This window comes from Alicyclobacillus sp. CIJ1 (assembly GCF_057538885.1).
The window spans coordinates 183,847-204,485 of record NZ_BAAJPH010000143.1 but is presented as its reverse complement, the minus strand read 5'-3'; the positions used below and the strand labels follow the sequence as shown (position 1 = coordinate 204,485).

22 protein-coding genes are annotated in these 20,639 nt (G+C 62.5%); 4 read left to right on the top strand and 18 right to left on the bottom strand.

Annotation, left to right across the window (positions count from 1 at the left end):
* Positions 1-17: 17 nt before the first annotated feature.
* Entirely contained in the window at positions 18-695 is a 678-nt protein-coding gene (locus AC27E8_RS14035) for an SWIM zinc finger family protein (RefSeq protein WP_487099887.1), read from the bottom strand.
* On the bottom strand, positions 692-3,541 hold the full coding sequence (locus tag AC27E8_RS14030) for a DEAD/DEAH box helicase (protein WP_487099886.1): 2,850 nt from the start codon (positions 3,539-3,541) through the stop codon (positions 692-694). Before AC27E8_RS14030 ends, AC27E8_RS14035 begins: the two co-directional genes overlap by 4 nt.
* 141 nt (positions 3,542-3,682) lie before the next feature.
* Here AC27E8_RS14030 and AC27E8_RS14025 point away from each other — a divergent pair, with 141 nt between their 5' ends.
* The 3 genes from AC27E8_RS14025 to AC27E8_RS14015 are packed head-to-tail and all read left to right on the top strand — an operon-like array spanning position 3,683 to position 4,806.
* Positions 3,683-4,018 (top strand): YtrH family sporulation protein, encoded by a 336-nt coding sequence (locus AC27E8_RS14025; protein WP_014463870.1) that lies wholly within the window; start codon positions 3,683-3,685, stop codon positions 4,016-4,018.
* Positions 4,015-4,476 (top strand): hypothetical protein, encoded by a 462-nt coding sequence (locus tag AC27E8_RS14020; RefSeq protein ID WP_014463869.1) that lies wholly within the window; start codon positions 4,015-4,017, stop codon positions 4,474-4,476. Before AC27E8_RS14025 ends, AC27E8_RS14020 begins: the two co-directional genes overlap by 4 nt.
* Before the next feature lie 15 nt (positions 4,477-4,491).
* Positions 4,492-4,806: a DUF1811 family protein gene (locus AC27E8_RS14015; RefSeq protein ID WP_041695049.1), complete on the top strand. Its 315-nt coding sequence runs from the start codon at positions 4,492-4,494 to the stop codon at positions 4,804-4,806.
* A 25-nt stretch (positions 4,807-4,831) separates the two neighbouring features.
* Here the strand turns inward: AC27E8_RS14015 and AC27E8_RS14010 are convergent, their stop codons facing one another.
* From AC27E8_RS14010 to AC27E8_RS13980, 7 genes are all read right to left on the bottom strand, one after another.
* Positions 4,832-5,932, bottom strand: a complete 1,101-nt coding sequence (locus AC27E8_RS14010; protein WP_487099885.1) for a M24 family metallopeptidase — start codon at positions 5,930-5,932, stop codon at positions 4,832-4,834.
* Positions 5,933-6,058: 126 nt separating this feature from the next.
* Positions 6,059-7,612 (bottom strand): APC family permease, encoded by a 1,554-nt coding sequence (locus AC27E8_RS14005; RefSeq protein ID WP_014463866.1) that lies wholly within the window; start codon positions 7,610-7,612, stop codon positions 6,059-6,061.
* 502 nt (positions 7,613-8,114) lie between these two features.
* Positions 8,115-8,339, bottom strand: a complete 225-nt coding sequence (locus AC27E8_RS14000; RefSeq protein ID WP_487099884.1) for a hypothetical protein — start codon at positions 8,337-8,339, stop codon at positions 8,115-8,117.
* A complete protein-coding gene (locus AC27E8_RS13995) occupies positions 8,336-9,310 on the bottom strand; it encodes a 4-hydroxy-3-methylbut-2-enyl diphosphate reductase (RefSeq protein WP_014463862.1) in 975 nt (324 codons plus the stop codon). The genes AC27E8_RS14000 and AC27E8_RS13995 overlap by 4 nt, the downstream gene beginning before the upstream one ends.
* Before the next feature lie 70 nt (positions 9,311-9,380).
* Entirely contained in the window at positions 9,381-10,886 is a 1,506-nt protein-coding gene (locus AC27E8_RS13990) for a nicotinate phosphoribosyltransferase (protein WP_014463861.1), read from the bottom strand.
* 39 nt (positions 10,887-10,925) lie between these two features.
* On the bottom strand, positions 10,926-11,801 hold the full coding sequence (locus AC27E8_RS13985; protein ID WP_487099883.1) for an inositol monophosphatase family protein: 876 nt from the start codon (positions 11,799-11,801) through the stop codon (positions 10,926-10,928).
* A 16-nt stretch (positions 11,802-11,817) separates the two neighbouring features.
* Complete coding sequence (locus AC27E8_RS13980; protein ID WP_487099882.1) at positions 11,818-12,207, bottom strand: DUF3886 domain-containing protein; 390 nt, start codon at positions 12,205-12,207, stop codon at positions 11,818-11,820.
* Between the two features lie 449 nt (positions 12,208-12,656).
* On the opposite strand from AC27E8_RS13980, the gene AC27E8_RS13975 reads away from it, so the two are divergent.
* Positions 12,657-12,938 carry a hypothetical protein gene (locus AC27E8_RS13975; RefSeq protein ID WP_012810377.1) on the top strand — a complete coding sequence of 94 codons (282 nt, stop codon included), beginning with the start codon at positions 12,657-12,659 and terminating at the stop codon, positions 12,936-12,938.
* A 25-nt stretch (positions 12,939-12,963) separates the two neighbouring features.
* Here AC27E8_RS13975 and AC27E8_RS13970 read toward each other — a convergent pair whose 3' ends face one another.
* The 9 genes from AC27E8_RS13970 to ald form a co-directional block, all read right to left on the bottom strand.
* Positions 12,964-13,398, bottom strand: coding sequence for an RrF2 family transcriptional regulator (locus AC27E8_RS13970; RefSeq protein WP_487099880.1), 435 nt, complete (start codon positions 13,396-13,398; stop codon positions 12,964-12,966).
* A gap of 50 nt (positions 13,399-13,448) precedes the next feature.
* A complete protein-coding gene (locus AC27E8_RS13965) occupies positions 13,449-13,760 on the bottom strand; it encodes a non-heme iron oxygenase ferredoxin subunit (protein ID WP_008339415.1) in 312 nt (103 codons plus the stop codon).
* On the bottom strand, positions 13,760-15,157 hold the full coding sequence (gene sufB / locus AC27E8_RS13960) for a Fe-S cluster assembly protein SufB (protein WP_041695046.1): 1,398 nt from the start codon (positions 15,155-15,157) through the stop codon (positions 13,760-13,762). The genes AC27E8_RS13965 and sufB overlap by 1 nt, the downstream gene beginning before the upstream one ends.
* Before the next feature lie 50 nt (positions 15,158-15,207).
* The gene (gene sufU / locus AC27E8_RS13955) at positions 15,208-15,663 is read right to left on the bottom strand and encodes a Fe-S cluster assembly sulfur transfer protein SufU (protein ID WP_487099879.1); all 456 of its coding nucleotides are present in this window, start codon (positions 15,661-15,663) and stop codon (positions 15,208-15,210) included.
* On the bottom strand, positions 15,650-16,882 hold the full coding sequence (locus AC27E8_RS13950; RefSeq protein ID WP_014463852.1) for a cysteine desulfurase: 1,233 nt from the start codon (positions 16,880-16,882) through the stop codon (positions 15,650-15,652). Before AC27E8_RS13950 ends, sufU begins: the two co-directional genes overlap by 14 nt.
* Positions 16,879-18,150, bottom strand: a complete 1,272-nt coding sequence (locus tag AC27E8_RS13945) for a SufB/SufD family protein (protein WP_487099877.1) — start codon at positions 18,148-18,150, stop codon at positions 16,879-16,881. Before AC27E8_RS13945 ends, AC27E8_RS13950 begins: the two co-directional genes overlap by 4 nt.
* 15 nt (positions 18,151-18,165) lie before the next feature.
* The gene (gene sufC / locus AC27E8_RS13940) at positions 18,166-18,951 is read right to left on the bottom strand and encodes a Fe-S cluster assembly ATPase SufC (RefSeq protein ID WP_008339423.1); all 786 of its coding nucleotides are present in this window, start codon (positions 18,949-18,951) and stop codon (positions 18,166-18,168) included.
* Positions 18,952-19,105: 154 nt separating this feature from the next.
* Positions 19,106-19,420: a metal-sulfur cluster assembly factor gene (locus tag AC27E8_RS13935; protein ID WP_487099876.1), complete on the bottom strand. Its 315-nt coding sequence runs from the start codon at positions 19,418-19,420 to the stop codon at positions 19,106-19,108.
* A 17-nt stretch (positions 19,421-19,437) separates the two neighbouring features.
* Positions 19,438-20,550 (bottom strand): alanine dehydrogenase, encoded by a 1,113-nt coding sequence (gene ald / locus AC27E8_RS13930; RefSeq protein ID WP_014463848.1) that lies wholly within the window; start codon positions 20,548-20,550, stop codon positions 19,438-19,440.
* Positions 20,551-20,639: the final 89 nt, after the last annotated feature.

The following is a 20,639-nucleotide window of genomic DNA, read 5'->3' as shown; positions in this document are numbered from 1 at the left end:
AAAGAAAAGACCCGCCCTCATGGGCGAATCTCGCACCTCACGATGGGCCGTATCCTCCCCAGCGGGCGAACCGCCGCATCCTCGCACCATTCCTCGGGGCTCCACGCCCAAAGCCCCCCGCTCGCCTCAGAAACATCGGTGCGCCCTGACGCCCCCGCGGCACTCGCGAGCGCGGCCGTCTCCTCCTGAACGAGATCGAGCAACTGGTCCACTTCGATCCCGACCAGCCGAAACGCCGCAAGCGGGGTTGTGTCCGCTTCCCAGATGAATGCGAGGAGCACCGCCACGACGTGCGGACAAAGCGGATCCATCTCCTCGCAGGTGCAGGTGGCCAGCGCTCGCAACCGAGCCGCCGTCTCGCCCGTCGGCACCACCTCCACCTGATGCGCGGACAGAAAATCCAGAAACGACTCGTCCCACTCCCCCGCGTAATGCGCCGCGAGCCAATCGGGGCGCATCGCGAGCCAGCGCGCCACGTCTCGCGCGTGCCCCGCGTAATCCGCGAGCTTGGGCAGCCACACGTCGAAGGCGCGCCGCGTGCCGCCCCGCTCCACCACCGCCCGCCAGCCAGCGCCGTCCCACGCTCTCGAGCGCACCGCTCCCGACATCGCCAGGCGCGTGGCGGCGCGAAGGTGAGACGGATCCACCTCGGCCAGCACGAGCTCCCAGCGCGACGCGTACGGACCGCGCTTCACGGCTCATCCTCCTCCATCACGCCGACCGGGTTCAACGCAAACAACTGATACAGCGCCTCGTCGTCGAGTTCCGTCACCCAGTCCTCCGACACGCGGCTCACCACGTCGGACAGCGCCCGCTTCGCCCGCAGCATCTCGTCAATTCGCTCCTCCAGTGTGCCGGCGCAGATCATCTTGTGCACCTCCACGCCCCGCGACTGGCCGATCCGGTACGCGCGGTCCGTCGCCTGATCTTCCACCGCCGGATTCCACCATCGATCGTAGTGAAACACGTGATTGGCCCGCGTGAGATTCAGCCCCACGCCCCCTGCTCGCAGCGATAGGACGAGCACAGGCGACGCCATTCGCTTGGTCTGATACTGCTCGACGATCTCGCCCCGAGCCTTGGCGGACATGCCGCCGTGCAGGAAAGGCGGCCGAAATCCGAGCTCATCCTCCACCGCTGCGCACAACATCTCGCCCATCTCTCGAAACTGCGTGAAGATAAGCGCGGCCTCCCCGCCGTCCACGACCACGCGCAGGAGATCCAACAGGCTCCGCAGTTTCCCACTCCGCTTGGCAGATGGCCGCCCGCCCGAGATGAGCGCCGGGTGATCGCACACCTGCTTGAGCCGGAGCAACGTGGTCAGAATCGCGCCTCTTCGCGCGATGCCGCTCGGACCACGCGCGATCTGCGCGAACATCTGATCCACCAATGCCTGATACATCGCGGCCTGCTCGGCCGTCAGGAGCGCGCGTTCCTCCACTTCCCACTTCTCCGGGAGCTCCGGCGCAATCGCCGGATCGCTCTTTCGGCGGCGCAGAAGCACCGGACGAAGCAGCAGCTGCAACTGGCGCATGCGCACGCCGCTCAAATCCCGCCCTTCCGCGATGGAACCGAATGTCGTCCGAAACCAGCGCAGCGATCCCAGGTAGCCAGGATTTAAAAAATCCATGAGCGACCACAGCTCATCGAGCCGATTTTCCACAGGCGTGCCCGTGAGCGCGACGCGGTGACGACTCGTCAACGCCCGAAGCGCTCGCGCCTGCTGCGTCGAGGCGTTTTTCACCACCTGCGCCTCGTCGATGGTGACGCAGTCGAACGCCCGCCGGCGGAACACCTCGCCGTCCCGAAGAAGCGTCCCGTACGTGGTGATGACGAGATCGACAGGGTCCGCAAAGGCACGGTCGAGATTCCGGGCGGGCCCGTGATGCACGTACACCGAGAGATCAGGGGCAAACCGTTCAATCTCCGCCTTCCAGTTCGCGACCAGCGAAGTCGGGCAGACGAGGAGATGAGGTCCCGACGCCTCGCCCCGCTCCTTGACCCGAAGCCAGTACGCGATCATCTGCACCGTCTTGCCGAGGCCCATGTCGTCCGCCAGGCAACCGCCGATGCCGAGCTTTCTCAGATGGATGAGCCACGCGTAACCCTGCTCCTGATAGTGACGCAAGGCTCCTCGAAGCGAAGCTGGCGGCGGTTCCGGCTCCGCGTCTCGGCCGAGCGCCCACACGTCCATCCACTGTACGGCGCGCGGCGCCTCCTGGTCCACCTCCATCTTCCCTGGCCCGTCGTGTGCAGTCAGGGCATGCGCGCGCATCCACTCGAGGGGACCCACCGCTTCACCGCGCTCCGGCAGCGCCTCGACCTGGCGCAGCAGATCGGCCAGCGGCACGAGGCGCCAGACCCCATCCACCTGCACGAGCGGCGTTTGCCTTTCCACCATCCTTCGAAACTCCTCCGGCGTGAGCGTGTGATCGTCGATCACGACGGACCAATCGAATCGAGCGACCACATCCGCGGAGAACCTCGGCACGACCTCCGCTCTCCGCCCGCCTCCGCGCCGCGAAGCGCCGCCGTCCATGCGCTCAAGACGAACGCGGATGCGAATGTCCCGCGCCTCCTCGAGCGCTGGCGTCTCCACGACGAACGATGCGCGGCGCAGCGCCGGAAGCTCCTGCGACACAAACCGAGCCATCTCATCGGGGTGGAGCAGGGCTCGCTCTGGTGCAGGCGCGCGCATGGCCCGCGCAATGGCGGGACACAGCCGCGCCGCCTCGCGCAATTTCGGCAGGAAAAAGCGCTCTGGCGCCACCAGCACATCCCCGTTTGCGGCCATTTCCCGGGAAGGGGACTGCCAGTAGGCCGAAAGCGGAATTCGCTCGCCAGTCCAACGATGGCGAAGTTCAAAGCGAAGCGCCCAATCCCCACCGAGATCATCGCCCGGGGGCTCGAGCGAAAAGGCGAGATCGTACGCGATCCGCCCGCTGTCGTCGTCGAAATCCGGGCGCCCCCACCCCGATCCTGCCAGAGCCCGCTCGCACTCCCTGCTCACGATCCAGCCATCCGCCACGAAACGCGGCGCCCTCACGAGCGCCCGCGCCCAAGCAGCGAGCGATTCCTTCTCCCCCCGGTACATCACGCTGTATCCGTTCCCAGATGGCGTGCGCAGTTCCACGTCCACAATGCGCCGCCTCAGTTCGCGGTCCACGAGCTGAATCAACAGCGCATCGACGTCTGCTGGAGATGGATACACCTTGGCCAACGTGCCACGTGTGGCATACGAGATGAGGCGATAGCGAAGCGCGAAGAGCGCATCTGAGGTCCACGCGGGCACCCAGCGCGCCACGAAGCTGGCCTCACCCGATAGAAAGCCCGCCGCTCCCCCTTGCGCCACCTGGCGGAGCCACAGCGCGACCTCCCGCCCTGTCATCCGCTCCCCATGCGCCACGGCCACCACGTCGCCCTTCTCCACGATCATCCGCGCGAGATCGAGCGCCCGCGCCTGCCAGGTGCGCAGGGCGTCCGCCAGGCCAACCTCGCGCCCCGTGCCCCTGTCGATTCGCTCTGGCGCGATTCGATCCATCCACGCGCCCCCGTTCCTGAAATGTCCTGTCTCTCGATCATAACACCTCTCGTGGTGCGCCGAAACCCGAGGGTTTTGCACATGCGCGATGCGCGCGCCGCGTAAGATGAAGCAAAGCCTCGTCCACGGAGGCGATTGGACTTGTGGAACAGCATCGCTGAAAACTGTGTGCTCGACTTCCTCGTCTCGATGGGGCTCGTCATCGGCGGGGCGCTGTTCGGCGGACTCGCGGCACTTCTCACGCATCACGATCCGCAGGCGGCCATGAACACGCTCGCCTCCGATTTGAAGGTGTGGGCCATCGTGGCGGCGCTCGGCGGTTCGATGGACGTCCTCCGCGTGATCGATCGCGGCGTGTTCGGCCTGCACATCGGCCCCATGGTCCGCCAGCTCATCTACCTGTTCGCAGCCTTTCTCGGCTGCCACGTGGGGTACATCGTGATCCAATGGCTCACGGAGGGGCGATCTTCGTCATGAGCCGCGTTCGATCCACCGCCGCGATCGCCGCACTGTCGTTTCTCACAGGGCTCCTCGCGGCTACGGTGTACAGCGCGCGCGACCTGCATCGCATGCACATGGAGGTCGACAGTTTGCGACAGGCGATTGATCAGTTGGAGACGGAAAACCAGTTCCTCATCGCAGAACAATCGGAACCCGGCAAGCGCGCGCTTCGGCGCATTCTCGTCGAGTGCCCTCCGAACACGCCACCCGAGGTCCAGACGGCCATCCGCCGTCAGACCCTCGCGAGCCTCTCCTTTCTGCTGGGAAAGCCGATGCAACTGCTTTACGACAACCCGTACATGCCGTCGGCCGTGCTCAACGTCCAAACCGTCCCTGTCGGCACAAAGCGCTACCGACTTCACGTCACAGCGGCTATAATGACGGGAGACACGCTGCACCTGTTCGTTCGCGGAGACTTGCAAGCCGATGCGTGAAAGAGTGATGACGCGATGCTGTACAGCGAGATGTCGAAGGAAGAACTGCGGCGGGAGATGGCTGAACTGCAGCGAAAAGGCCGCGAGGCCTATGAGCGTGAAAACTGGAGCGAATACGAAATCTATATGACCCGCTGGTACCTCGCGAAGAGTTACGAAATTAAAGATGACGTTCACATCGAGATTGGGCGCACATACCGCATCGCCGAGGAGTACGACCGCCTCACGGTCACCGCCATCGAAGGGGTCATGGCCTGGGGTATCCGGCAGATGACGGGTGAGACAGCAGCCGTGCCCATTGCACAGTTAGAAGAAACGGACGAGGCGTGAAGCCGCTCACGCCTCCCTCACACCTTCACACCTCCACCGAAAGTATCACATCCTCCAGACGTTTCGGAGCCCGATTCAGCACGAGCGCTCCGTCCTCCGTGGCGACGACTAGATCTTCAATGCGAACACCGAACTTCCCTGGCAAGTACACCCCTGGCTCGATGCTGAAGGCCATCCCTGGTTCCACCTCGGCGTGGTTCGACGCGTCCACAAACGGCGGCTCGTGAATATCGAGGCCGACCCCATGCCCGGTGCGATGCGCGAAGTAGGCGCCGAATCCCGCCTCTTCGATCACACGCCGTGCGGCGCGATCGATCTCACAGAACTTCACACCCGGCCTCACGGCCGCGATGGCTGCGAGATTGGCCCGCAACACCGCATCGTACACCTTAACGAACTCCGCCGAAGGTTGGCCGAGGATGAACGTTCGCGTGATGTCGCTCACGTAGCCCTCACAGAAGCCCCCCGTATCCACAATGACGACGTCTCCAGGCGAGATGCGCCGAGCGCCGGGCTCGTGATGCGGTTCCGCTCCACTTTCTCCCGCCGCCACGATGGGCGGAAACGACATGCCGGGACTGCCCACCTCCCGCCAGATGCGCGCAAGTGTGTCCGCCAGTTCGAGTTCCGAGACCCCGGGCCGGATGTGAGCTCGGACGAGATCGACCGCTCGATCCGCCCGCCGCGAAGCCTCCAAGAGGAGCTCGATCTCGCGCGCGTCCTTCCGAATCCGCAGGCTCGCGATGGCGATATCGGCCAAGTCAAATGAACAATGGCGTGCCTCCCTCATCAGAGGAATCAAATGGTGAGCAGGGAGACCGCCGTCGACCCCCACCCTCGAGCCCTCGGCAAGTCGGTCCGCAAGGCGCGCGTGCGCGTTTTCCCCGTCGCGCCACAGCTCAAATGGGACGCCCATCCGCTCGACCCCAGCGGCGAACATCTCATGCGCGATGGCAATTGCCGATCCATGGTCCGAGACGACGAGACACGCCAGGCGCTCGCCCGCCTCCAGCCTAACGCCCGTGAAATAATGCCAATTGGCGGGATGTGTAAGGACGACGTACTTCCAGCCGCATTCCGCACACAAATTCGCGAGTCGGGCTCTCCGCTGTGCAAAGATCTCCATGATGTGACCCCTCCTACCTGACTGAACGACATCTCCCATTGTACTGCGCCAGATCCATGCTCGCCGCCTGAGCGCAGCAAAAAAAGCTCGACCGATACAAAGATCGGCCGAGCCCACAGATCTGTCTTAAATCACAGCCGCATTGATGTCCTCTTCCGCGACCTGATCATCGTCAAACACCGGCTTCGGCAGCGCCGAGTTCACGCCCCAGTAGTAGAGCGCGATAGACACCACCACGACGATGATTTGATCCCAAGGAGACGGAATGGCTTTGATTCCTCCGAACGTCCCGAGATAGGAGAGCAAAATCATGACGACGAAGTACGCCACGAGCCACCAGCTGGCGCGCAGCTGATCGCCAAAGCTCACCACGTCCTTCGGCACGAAGCGCTGGAAGATGACGTACAGCACAAACATCACCAGCATGCAGCCGAGGAGCCAAGAATCCGTGCTCCAGCCGGTCCAGTACACGATGAGCGAAGCGACGATAAAGGACAGCGGACCAATCACGGACATACCCTTCAGCATGAACGGGCGCTCCAAATCCGGCGCCGTCCGACGAAACGCGTGCGCGGAAACCGGACCTACGACGTACGTGACAACGGTAGCGGCAGAGACGACGTTGACCATCGCGCCCCAAGACGGGAACGGGAGCGTCCAGAAAATCGCCATGACGAATGCCAACCACAGCGCAGCGTGGGGAACGCCCGTCTTTTCGTCGACGCTGCCAAAGACCTTGAAGAACGTCCGGTTGCGCGCCCAACCGAAGATGACGCGCGTGGTTGCGGACAGGTAGATATTCGCCGTGCCCGAGGGCGAGATGAAGGCGTCAAACAGGATGAGCCACGCAAGCCACGTAAAGCCAAGGACCACCGCAATGTCATGGAACGGCAGCTTGAACACGTTGTCGACATTCGCCCAGCCCTGCGCAATCTTATCCGCAGGCACAGCGCCGAGGAACGCGATTTGCAACAGCTCGTAGAGGGCGGCCGACAACACGACGGCCAGGATAATCGCCATGGGGACGTCGCGTTGCGGACGGCGAGCTTCGGACGCAAAGCCCACCGACTGCTGGAACCCGAGATACGCAAAGATGATACCGGACGTGGAAACCGCCGCCTCAATGCCCGAGAATCCGAACGGCGCAAAACCGTGCGAATGGAAGTTCACGCCCTTGAACTGCGTGAGGAGGGTGATGACCGTGATGACCGGCACAATAAACTTGAACGCCGTGATGATGGTGTTCGTCTTCCCGAAAAGCTTGACGCCGAAGTAGTTGATGGCGAAGAAGATCGCGAGAAGCGCCAACTGCACAAACCATCCGAGCACTGTCGGATTGCTGCTCTGAGGCTGGGTGAGCTGAGGCCACCAGGCCGTCGCGTACTGGCGAGCTGCCTCCACCTCAATGCCTGCAACGCTGGAAAACGCGACGAGCGACGCAAACCCGAGCAAATACCCAATGAGGGGCCCGTGCGAATACAGCGGGTAGCGCACGGAACCGCCCGCGCGCGGAATGGAACCGCCCAATTCCGCGTAGACCAGGCCCAACAGGATGACCGCAATTGCGCCGATGAGCCAGCTCAGCGTTCCGCCGGGCCCTGCAGTAGAAGCGACTCTCGCGGACGCGAACAGCCACCCGGACCCGATAATGGACCCCAATCCGACGAACGTGAGATCCATCAGAGAGAGTTGTTTTCGAAGTTTGCCTTGCTGCAAAAAGCATCCCCCTAACGTCGTAATGTCTAGGCTCCGAAATCTCTGCGGCGCTCCTCAGCTCATCCTCCGCTCTTGTCCCACGCATGGCGCATTTTGTTGATCAAATGTGAAAATTCGATGCAAAAGTCCCATTTCAAACACCTTGAGCCATGCCTTTGCGCCCTGCGCGACGAACCTCTCGCACGCCGTCGTGCAATTCCTCCCAATTCACCTCCCATTTTAAATATGTAAAGTTTTCTTTCAATTCCGCGCCGCCTCGGAGCTATTATATCACCCTGTGTCCGTTTGTCGAACCTCGAGATTCCCTTTGCGCAAAATTTTTTTCGATTCTTGTCGAAATGAAAGCGCTATCCCGAAATTGCGCCCAACGAACCTTTGAGCTCCTTCACACATCGCCGAAAAAAACTGCACACCGCATGATACGTTTTCCGACACGCCCACCGCTTCCCCTCGCCCATACTCGACACTAGCGGGAAATGTGCAGGACGTGAAGCAGGTTGATACCGCGATCCCCAGCCACAAATCCCACGCCGTAGCCGGCGAGCGACAAAAACCCCAACCAGCAAAGCCATGTGAAGAACGTGAGAAATCCACGGCCGCGCGCACCTTTCGGCACGCGCAGCCGCCACGCCCACAGCCCTATCGACACGACCAGGCACGCCACCGCCACTCCCCAAAGCCAACGGGTCATGTCGCCTCCCGCTCCACGCCCTGGCGAACGCGTTCGTTTCGCAACACAGGCAGAATGCGATTCGGGTCGAGCGTGCGCTTCGGACGATGCGTCGAGGGATCGGCCGGATCGAACTGTTCCAGATAGTCCACGACTTCTTTCGTCACGGCGGTCGGCGTACTCGCACCGGAGGTCACCGCTACCCGCTTGGCGTTCATCAGCCACTCGGGGTTGATCTCGGTCACGTCCGCCACGCGGTACGCCTTCACCCCAGCAATCTCCTCCGCGACCTGGGCCAAGCGGTTGGAGTTGTTGCTGCGTGGATCCCCGACGACAATGCACACGTCGGCCTGTCCTGCCTGTTCCGCAACCGCCTGTTGTCGCAACTGCGTCGCAAGGCAGATCTCGTTGTGCACCTCGGCCGTGGGGTATTTGCGGCACACCATCTCCGTGAGCTCGCGCGTGTCCCACTGGCTCATGGTGGTCTGATTGGTCACCACAATCCGATCCGTCTGAAGCGACAGCGCTTCAATGTCTTCCTTGTTTTCCACGAGGTGCACGTGCCCTGGCGCGACCCCCATCGCTCCTTCCGGTTCGGGATGACCCCGCCGCCCAATGTAGACAATTTCGTACCCTTGCGCGACTTTTTCCCGGATTAGCTCGTGCGTTCGGTTGACGTCTGGGCAAGTCGCGTCGAGCACCGTCAGGCCCTTCTCCCGCGCCCTCCGCTTGACTTCTGGGGACACGCCGTGCGCGGTGAAGATCACCGTCCCATGATCAATCTTCTCGAGCAGCGACAGGCGATCCGCGCCGTCCAAGGTGATCACGCCTTCGCGCGCAAACGCGTCCACCACATGCTGGTTGTGTACAATCATGCCCAGGATGTAGATGGGCCGCGGCAGGCGCTTGTCTTCGGCCGCCCGCTTGGCGATCACCATCGCATCGACCACGCCGTAACAGTAGCCGCGCGGCGTAATTTTGACGACCTCCATACGCTCGCCCCCTCGTCTCCATGATACCCGAACGCCCGGCGCAGGGCACGCTTGACGCGTTTCGCGTTTCCTACCGCCGCCACTCGTGCAACAGCCGCTGCTTCAAATCCCAGAGCGGTTTGGACAGGTCCACGTGGTACTCGTGCGGATTCAGATGTCGCCTGACCTCCGACGAGAACGCGGAGAGCTGCTCCTCCACGCGCGCCTGGATCTCCTGCACCGTCGGGAGCTCGTAGACCAGCTCGCCGCCGACAAAGACCGGGCGAAGCAGTTCCTCCACCTCGTAGTTCTGCACCACTTTGCGCTTGTATGTGTGAATCGGATGGAACAGTTCGAGCGGTTCGGCCGGATCGTACACCTCTTCGTCGAGCGCGATGAGGTCCGCCGTGGCCGATCCGTTCACGTACAAGCGCAGCACCTTCTTCTTCCCAGGGTTTGTGATCTTATTGGGGTTTTCTGAGATCTTGATCCTCGGCTCCATGCGATCGCCAAACTGCTGCGCGACGAGCTTGTACACGCAGCCGAGCGACGGACAGTCTTCGCTCGTGATGAGCCGCGTGCCCACGCCCCAGGCGTCGATCTCGGCCCCTTGCGTCAGAAGATCGCGAATGGTGTACTCGTCGAGATCGCTCGACGCGATGATCTGCACATCCGCAAGCCCTGCGTCGTTCAACATCTGGCGCGCTCGCTTGGACAAATACGCAAGATCGCCGCTGTCAATTCGAATGGCCTTGAGGGATTGACCCGCCGCCTTCATCTCCAGACCGACGCGGATGGCGTTTGGAACGCCGCTCCTCAATACGTCGTACGTGTCGACGAGCAGGACGGTGTTGTCCGGGAATGCGGCGCGGTACGCCTGAAACGCCTCGTACTCGCTGGGGAAGCTCTGAATCCAACTGTGCGCCTGTGTGCCCGCCACCGGGATATCGTAGGCCTGCGCCGCCAGCACGTTGCTCGTCGCCACGCAGCCCCCGATGAACGCCGCGCGCGCGCCGAAAATGGCCGCGTCCGCATTCTGCGACCGCCTCAGCCCCATCTCAATCACGGTGCTCCCAGGGTGCCTGACGTTCGTCCTCGCCGCCTCGACGATCCGCCGCGCCTTCGTCGCGATGAGGCTCTGATGGTTGATGAACGCGAGGACCGCCGACTCAATCAGCTGAACCTCCGCGATAGGCCCCTCCACGCGCAACAGCGGCTCGTTCGGAAAGACCACCGTGCCCTCCGGGACCGCGTACACGTCGCCGCGGAATCTAAAATGGCGCAAATAGGAAAGAAAGTCCTCGGAGAACATGCCGAGCGACCGCAAATAGGCGAGATCGTCCTCTGAAAAGCGGAGGTTGTGGATGTACCACACCACCTGTTCGAGGCCCGCCGCAATCACGTAGCCGTTGCCGCAAGGATTCTTCCGGTAGAAGAGGTCAAACACCACGCGGGTCTCGTGGCGGCCGGCCCGAAAGTGGCCGTACATCATCGTCAATTGATATAGGTCCGTGAGCAGCGTCAGATGGCGATCGCGGTACACCGGCAACGCTCCTATCTCTTCGACGCGCGCCCTCGCGCGCTCCTTGATGTCCATCCCCTCATCCCCATCCTTGGCACGACTGATGGCCTTGGGTTATTCCGATACAAGACGAGCCCCGAGCGCCCGGAGCATCTCGCCATCGGACCCCGCGCACACGTCCCGCACGCGGAGCGAATAAGGCTCGCCTTCCATTGACTGGATAACACCGCCCGCCTCCTGAACCAAAAGCGCCCCGGCCGCAATGTCCCAGGCGTTGAGATCGAACTCCCAGAAGACATCGATGCGCCCGGCGGCCACGTAAGCCAGGTGCAACGCGGCCGCTCCAAGCGTTCGCAGGCTCTTGACTTCGGCGATCACGTCCGCGGCCCGTTGCATCACACGCGTTCGATCGCGGTGCCGAACGGGGAGCCCCGTCGCCATGACCGCGCGCCGCAAATCGCGCACGCCGGACACGCGCATGCGTTTGCCCGGCCAATCCTCGGACGGCGCGGCGAGCCACGCCTCCACGTCGTGATGGCCCGCGGCATACGCGCCTTGGCCGCGGAGCGCGTAAAACCACTCGCCTCGATACGGATCCAGGACGACGCCGACGCGCACCTCTCCGTCGCGCGCATACGCGATGGAGACCACGCTCAGGGGCAGTTGGTGGACGAAATTCGTGGTGCCGTCCAGCGGATCCACAATCCAGAGGTCCGGACAGTCGAGACAGTCCGCCAGGGCTTCGACCGCCGCTTCCCGCCCGGGGCGGACGCCCTCTTCCCCCAGAATGCGATGATGGGGAAACGCGTCGGAGAGTGTATGGCGGATCGCCTCCTCGCAGGCGCGATCGACGTCGGTCACCACATCAGCCAGCGACGATTTCGTCTCCACCACCAACTCGGTCCGATAGCGCCTGATCATGTGATCGCCCGCCGCGCGAGCGGCTCGAAACGCGGCCGAGGCGAGCGAAACGTAAGACGCCTCCAACATGAGTCACAATCCCTTCTCAGTCGTCGCCCTTGAAGAAGCGCCAATCGAGCTTCGATTGCTCCAACAGCGCCGCAAAGGACTCACTGTCGTCACGCGGATTGAGCAGCTCTTCGAAGGACAACTCCTCCTCCACGTCCGCCTCCGCACGTCTTTCATCGGCCTTCCTTGCCGAAAGACGTTCAGGTTTTCGAAGCGCCCCCTCGTTCGATTCCTTCGGCTCCAGCGAGGCTCTCAGCGCGAGGAGCTTTTCCGCCACGTCGCCCTTGAGGGCCTCCTCCAACTGCACCGTCGAACGGTTAGGCGTATCTTGTTCCTCCTGGCGTTGCGGCGCGGATTCGCCCCGCGCATAGGCGGGCTTGTCGAGCCCGTCGTCATCCCGCCGTTTCAAGGGTTTCCGTTTGGCCATTGCACATGCCCCCAATCCCCGGCTCGGCTGCGCAGGCCGCCGGGTGCCGAACCATCTTCACCCCACGCCGGCTGGGCGCGGGATGAACTTGCCCATCCGATTTGCTACAATACCCGTAGTTTGGTCCGATGACAAGCAGAGGAGGCGCATTCCATTGCGGACTTTTTTCTGGGTGCTGTTTTGGGTGGCCGTCGTCGTCGTCGGCATTGAGACCTTCATCCCCCGGAGCATCTGAACGCGCACAAGGCGGCGCGGCGCCCACTCCTCTCGTGCCGCGCGTCTTGCACACCCGCCTGCGCACCGCCCGGTGAAGGCGGACCGTCGCGCACCGACCTTCTTGACCTGCCCCTCGTGCCATGGAAAAACTGGCGGATTGCCGTCCGGCGCAGTATACTGGTGATAAGATGGCCTATTTACACGGGAAGACGGCATGAAGGGGGGCTGCGGAAATGGAGGTCTACCGCTCAGACGCATGGTCCAATGCCCATTTCCGGGTGAAGGACACGCTGGCGGCGTTGCTCAACGAAATGCGCGACTGCGGATACAATCCCAGCAACCACATTTCGTATGACGCAGACGAACACCACTTGCTGGTCGATCCTGTTATCCTCCACAAACACCCGTCCATCAAACAGGTTTACCTTGCATATCTGGACGCGTGCCACGAGCGAGACAAGGCCGTCGAACAAATCCAGCAGTTGCCCAAACTCGATCTCGGGTTTACGAATTAAACGCAGAAACGACGATGTGCCGCTTCTACACCTGAAGCGGCACATCGTCGTGCATGACGTCGGCGAGCGAAAGCTGGTCCAGCGCTCGCGCGATGGCCTTGGTCACCCGCACCCACACGCTCCTCGCATGGCAGCCAGCGTACAAATCGCAGGACGCGCTGTCGGGGGCGGCGTCGTCGACACAAGCGATGGGCGCGAGCGACCCTTCCAGCACCCGAACGAGCTCTCCAACCGAGATCTCCTCCGCCGGCCGACTCAGATGATACCCACCATTCACGCCGCGAACACTGGTCACCAGATTCGCCCGGCGCAACTTCGCCATGATCTGATCTAGGAACGGCTCCGGGATGGATTCTGCCTCTGCAATGGCCCGGAGCGGCACGGGCCGCTCATGCCCCGCCATTCTGGCAAGCGCCACCATGGCCCGGAGTCCGTATTCCGTACGGCTCGAAATCTTCAAGTTATCCCTCCGTTCCGCGTCGAGCGCGGAGGGCGGGATCGACGGACGGATCAGCCTTCATCGTCGATCCACACTTCTCCGCCGCGCACCTCCACCGGATACGTCTGCAGCGGAATCACGCACGGGAATGCCTTCGGCTCTCCCGTGCGAATGTCGAACTTTCCTCCGTGACGCGGGCAGTGCACAATGTGTCCTTCCAGTCGGCCCTCCGTGAGCGACTGAGCCGCATGCGTACACACGTCCGACGTCGCGTAAAATCCATCCTCGGCGTGGTAAATGGCGACGTCGTCGTAGGGCAGCTCGACGCGCTTCATCTCTCCCACGCCGATCTCGGAGACGTTCGCCACCTTGATCCAAGCCATCAGCCGATCGAACCTTCCATCTCCAGTTTAATGAGCCGGTTCATCTCCACAGCGTACTCCATCGGCAGTTCGCGCGTGAACGGCTCGATGAAGCCCATGACGATCATGCGCGTCGCCTCTTCCTCCGGAATGCCGCGGCTCATCAGGTAGAAGAGCTGCTCCTCGCTCACCTTCGACACCGACGCCTCGTGCTCGAGCGTCACGTCGTCGTTCATGATCTCATTGTACGGAATGGTGTCCGACGTCGAGTTGTCGTCGAGGATCAGCGTATCACACTTGATGTTCGCCTTGGCGCCCTTCGCGTTCGGGCCAAAGCTCGCAAGCCCCCGATACGTCGTCTTGCCGCCGTGCTTGCTGATCGACTTCGACACGATGGTCGAGGTCGTATTGGGCGCCAGGTGAACCACCTTCGCACCCGCGTCCTGATGCTGGCCGCGGCCGGCCACCGCGATGGACAGCACCATCGCCTTCGCGCCCTCTTCCATCATGTAGACCGACGGATACTTCATCGTCAGCTTCGATCCGATATTGCCGTCGACCCACTCCATCGTTGCGTTGCGGTACGCCACGGCACGCTTCGTCACCAGGTTGTAGATGTTCGGCGCCCAGTTCTGGATGGTCGTGTAGCGGCAGCGCGCCCCGCTCTTCACGATGATCTCGACCACCGCGCTGTGCAGCGAGTTGGTGCTGTAAATCGGCGCCGTGCAGCCCTCCACGTAGTGAACGAAGCTGTCCTCGTCGCAAATGATGAGCGTGCGCTCGAACTGACCCATGTTCTCCGAATTGATGCGGAAATACGCCTGAAGCGGGATCTCACAGCGGACGCCCTTTGGCACGTAGATGAAGCTGCCGCCGCTCCACACCGCGCTGTTCAGCGCCGCAAACTTGTTGTCCTCAGGCGGCACCACGGTGCCGAAGTACTCCTTGAACAGCTCCGGGTACTCGCGCAGCGCGCTATCCGTGTCCATGAAGATGACGCCCATCTTCTCCAGGTCCTGGCGCATCGAGTGGTACACGACCTCCGACTCGTACTGCGCCGAAACGCCCGCCAAAAATTTCTGTTCTGCCTCCGGGATGCCGAGGCGGTCAAACGTCCGCTTGATCTCCTCCGGAACTTCGTCCCAGGAGCGCCCCTTCTTCTCCGTGGGCTTCACGTAGTACGTGATGTCGTCGAAGTTCAGCTCGCTGAGATCGCCGCCCCATGTCGGCATCGGCTTCTGCTGGAAGATCTCAAACGCGCGCAGGCGGAAGTCCGTCATCCAGCCCGGCTCGTTCTTCATCATCGAGATCTGCTCCACTGTCTTTCGCGACAATCCCTTGTCGAGCTTCGCCACGGCGATGTCGGGATCGTGAAATCCATACTGATACTCTTCCATGTCCGGCAGCACTTTCGCCATGCCCAATCCCTCCTCATGATCCATTTCGGCCGCCTCTCGCGGCCTCGCCCTTACTCGCCGAGCGTCTCTTCCTCGATGTGCCCTCCGTGCGGCACCGACGCTGCGCGCTCCAGCGCCTGCCACGCCAACGTCGCACACTTGATGCGGGCCGGGAACTTTTTCACACCCTGCAGCGCCTCGAGTTCCCCCATTTGCTCCAGATCCACGTCTTCACCGCGCATCATTGCGCGAAACGCCTGCGAGAGCTCGACGACCTCCTCAATGGACTTGCCCTTGATGGCCTCCGTCATCATCGAGGCCGACGCCATCGAGATGGAGCAGCCGCTGCCGAGAAACCGCACGTCCTTGACGACACCGTCATCCACCAGCAGTTGCAGATGAATCTCGTCGCCGCAACTCGGATTGCGCAGATCCACTGAGATGGCGCCTTCGTCAAGCGTCCCCCGGTTGCGGGGATGTTGGTAGTGATCCATGATCACTTGGCGGTACAGATCATCCAATTGCATGGCCGAAAAACTCCTTTGCCTCGAGAACGGCATCCACGAGCGCATCGACGTCTTCCTCGGTGTTGTACAGGTAGAAGCTCGCGCGCGCCGTCGCGGGGACGTTGAACAGGCGCATCAGCGGCTGGGCGCAATGGTGCCCGGCCCGGATGGCTACGCCGCGCGCGTCCAGCACAGTGGCGAGATCGTGCGGGTGGACGCGGCCGAGATTGAACGTGACGAGGCCCGCGCGCGACTGTCCAGGTGGCGGACCGAAGATGGTCACGCCGTCGATCTCGGCCAGCCGCTCGACGGCCTTCGCCGCGAGCGCCGCGTCATGGCGCTCGATCTCCGCCATGCCGACCCTCTCCAGATAGTCCATCGCGGCGGCGAGACCGATGGCGCCCGCGATGATGGGCGTGCCGCCCTCAAACTTCCACGGCGCCTCTTTCCACGTCGACTCGTACAGATCCACCACGTCGATCATCTCGCCACCGTAGTACGTCGGCTCCATCTCCGCCAACAACTCGGCTTTGCCATACAGTACGCCGATTCCCGTCGGGCCGAGCATCTTGTGGCCCGAGAACGCCAGAAAGTCGCAGTCCATCTCCACGACGTCCGTCGGCATGTGCGGCACGCTCTGCGCCCCGTCCACAACGATGATGGCCCCGTGGCGGTGGGCGATCTCGGCGATCTCCCGCACCGGGTTGACGGTGCCAAGCACATTCGACACGTGGGCGATGGCCACAATCTTCGTCCGATCCGTCACCGCCGCCTCGACGTCCTCCAGCCGGATGGTCCCGTCCGGCTGAAGCGGCAGGTAGCGCAGCGTCGCGCCGGTCGCTCGCGCCGCCTGCTGCCACGGGATGAGGTTGGAGTGGTGCTCGCTCGGCGGCAGGACAATTTCGTCGCCTTCGCGCAGCTTTGCGCGCGCATATCCGTGCGCGATCATATTCAGCGACTCCGTCGTGCCACGCGTGAAGACAATCTCCTGCGGCGATTTCGCCCGAATGAACCGCGCCACCCGCTCGCGCGCCGCCTCGTACGCCTCGGTCGCGCGCGAACCCAGCGTATGCACGCCGCGGTGCACGTTGGAGTTGTCGTGCTCGTAGTATCGACGCAAGGCGTCGATGACCTGGCGCGGCTTCTGCGACGTCGCCGCGTTATCCAGGTACACCAGCCGATGTCCGTTGATACGTTCGGACAAAATCGGGAAATCCTTGCGAAGTTCCTCCGCGTTCATCGCGCAAGCTCCCTTTCCACCCTTGACACGACGAGATCGCGCATGGCGTCTGTAGGCAGTGCCTCGACCGAATCGCGAAGATAGCCCCAGATGATCATCTGCACCGCGACGGACTGCGGAATGCCGCGCGACATCAGGTAGTACACCTGCATCGGGTCAATCTTGCCGACGCTCGCCGCATGGCCGCAGCGCTCCACGTCGTTCTCGTCGATGAGCAGCATCGGGATGGCGTCCGCGCGGGCCGTGCCGTCCACCATGATCATCCGATCGTGCTGCTCGCTGCCCGCGCCGACCGCGCCCTTTTCAATCTGCGTGCGGCTGCGGAAAATCACGTTCGCGCGGTCGCGAAGCGCTCCGTTCATCGAGATCTCGCTCTCCGTGTGGCGCCCCACGTGCCGCATGCTCGCCGTGATCTCCACGTGCGCGCGGCCGTGGCCGAGGCCCATGACACGGGTGAAGCTCCGGCTGCCCTGCCCCACAAGCGCACTCTCAATCGTCTCCACCGCCTGGCCATCGGACGTATCCGCCACCACCCAGTCGATCTCGGCATCGTTGTCCGTCTTCGCCCGCCGGGTCACGAAATGGATACCGCCCTTGGACCACTCATCCGCCATCGCCACTTCAACGCGGCTCGCCTGCCCCGCGAAGACTTCAAGCACATGGCTGTTGACAAAACGCCCCCCGTCCGCCGCGAAGGTTGTCTCCGCGTAGCGCAGCCTCGACAGCGGATCGGTGACGACCAGGCTCCGCGAGCAGGCGCTGAAGGGGCGCCCCGTCCAGACGTACACGACCTCAACGGGCTGTTCCAGCTCCACGCCGCGCGGGACGTGCACAAACACACCGCCCGCAAAAAGCGCCATGTTCAAGGCCGTCCACTTCGCCTCTTCGGCGGGCACGATGCTGCCAAAGTGGCGATTCCAGATCTCGGGATGCGCTTCCCAGGCCTCCTGAATGGCCAGGAGCGAAACGCCCTTTTCCTTTGCCTCCGCCGCGAGGCGAATCTCGCGGACCAGGCCGTCGACGACGAGCGCGTACGAGTGGGCGATCCCGCGCACATACGCGAGCGCAGATTCGGGAATCGCAGCTTCGGAGGGCTCGAATTCGCCCACTTCCCACGCGACGCGCCGCAGATCCGTCTTTTCAAGGCGAGGAACCTCAAGCGACTCATACAGCTTCCAAGCCGCATCCCGTTTCTCGGTCACGGCCTTGGGCTCCTGCAGCGCCTGAGCGACGCGCAGCACTGGATTCAAAGCAGTCACTTCTCCCATGGCTGCGTCACCCCCTCAGGCTTCCACTTCGACAGTCTCATCTTCAATGCCGAGCTCCTGTTTCAGCCAATCGTATCCTTTGGCCTCAAGTTCCTCGGCAAGCTTGGCATCCCCCGACTTGACGATGCGGCCCTGCATCATCACGTGGACCACGTCCGGCACGATATAATTCAGCAGCCGCTGATAGTGCGTGATGATGAGAAACCCGATGTTGTCCGACCGCAACTGATTGACGCCGTTCGCGACGATTTTCAGCGCGTCAATGTCGAGACCCGAGTCGATCTCGTCCAAAATCGCAATGCGAGGCTCCAGCATGGCCATCTGCAGGATCTCGTTCCGCTTCTTTTCTCCCCCGGAGAAGCCCTCGTTCAAGTAGCGCTCCGCGAACGATGGGTCGATGCTCAGTTCCTTCATCTTCTGCACCAGGCGGCGGTGGAACTGAAGCACCGGAATCTCGTTTCCCTCGCCGCGGCGGGCGTTCAGCGCCGTGCGGATGAAGTTCGCGTTCGACACCCCAGGAACCTCGGCCGGGTACTGCATCGCGAGAAACAGCCCTGCTCGCGCGCGCTCGTCCACCGACATCTCGAGGACGTTCTGGCCGTCGAGCCAGATCTCTCCCGCGGTGACCTCGTAATGCGGGTGCCCCATGATGGCCGAAGCCAACGTCGACTTGCCGGTCCCGTTGGGGCCCATGATGGCGTGAATCTCTCCACCACGAATATGAAGGTCCACACCCTTCAGAATCTCTTTGCCTTCCACCTGTACGCGAAGACCGCGAACGACGAAATCTGGTTTGCTCACACGAACCGACCTCTCTCTTTGCGCCTCTATCTCGGCAATGTAATGTTGACTTCGCAAGTCATCTTTCAATTCCAAGGGTATCACAACGACAGCAAAAAGCAAGTCGGCGCAGGGCCGCTGGCTCCCGCCCCGCCCTGCGCGATTTCGCTCCAACTCAAAACAGGTATTTGAACACGAGCTTCGCCTCTTCGGACATCATCTCTTTGTCCCAGGGCGGATCGAAGGTCAATTCTACGTCGACCTCTTCGACCCCCTCCAGTTCGGACACCTTCTCGATGATCTGCTCCTTGATGTCGTCGAACAACGGACAGCCCATGGTCGTCAGGGTGACGGTGACCTTGACACGCTTTCCGCCTTCCTGAATGTCGATACCGTACACCATGCCCAAATTGACGATGTCGATCTGGATCTCGGGGTCAAGCACGTCCATCAAGACCGTGCGCACCTGTTCCTCGGTGACCACACGCATCCCCCCTTTGCTTAATTTTACAGCAAACTGTCGATCGGTGTATAGGTGAGCCCAAGCGCATCCGCGACCGCTTGGTACGTGACGCGGCCCTTGTACACGTTCACGCCGCGGGCCAACGCCGGATCGTGCCGAAGCGCGTCCTCCCGTCCCTGCGCGAGCCGCAGTGCGTAGGGCGCCGTGGCGTTGGTCAGGGCGAGCGTCGAAGTCCGCGGTACCGCGCCCGGAATGTTGGCCACGGCGTAATGCAGCACGCCGTGCTTTTCGAACACCGGATTCGAGTGGGTCGTGATGCGATCGATGGTCTCAATGGATCCGCCCTGATCGATGGCCACGTCCACGACCACCGCGCCGCGGTTCATCCCCTTGACCATCTCCTCAGTGACGATTTTCGGCGCACGCGCCCCTGGGATGAGCACCGCACCGATGAGGAGATCCGCGCCCTCGATGTGCTCCCGGAGATTGTACGGATTCGACATCATGGTGCGCACGCGACCCTGAAAGAGGTCATCCAATTCGCGCAGCCGCTTCGGATTGTTGTCGAAGATGGTCACATCTGCGCCCATGCCCACCGCCACGCGGGCCGCATTCGTGCCGACGATCCCGCCGCCCACCACGATCACACGCGCGGGTGGCACGCCGGGCACGCCGCCAAGCAGCACGCCGCGCCCCCCGTGCGCCTTCTCCAAGAAGTGTGCCCCAATCTGAATCGACATGCGCCCCGCTACCTCAGACATCGGGGTCAACAGGGGCAGTGAGCGATCCTCGAGTTGCACCGTCTCGTACGCAATCGCGGTGACGCCGGACTCCATGAGCGCCCTCGTCAACTCAGGCTCTGGCGCGAGGTGGAGATAGGTAAATAAAATGAGCCCGGACCGGAAGTATGAATATTCGACCGGTTGGGGCTCTTTGACCTTCATCACCATGTCCGCCGTTTTCCAGACCGTCTCTGCGTCCGGCACGATGGTGGCGCCTGCAGAGGTGTAGTCCTCATCTCGAAAACCGCTTCCCTCTCCCGCCCCCGCCTCAATCCGAACCTCGTGCCCTTGGTCGACCAGCGCGTGAGCCAAAGCCGGCGTGATAGCCACCCGGTTCTCGTTGTCTTTCAATTCCTTGGGTACGCCGATAATCACCTTGATCCCCCCAGCGAGCCTCGGGGCAAGTCGCCCTCGTTCGTTCCGCATCCAGTGTACTGAGCACGTCCCTGAAACGCAATGGCAGC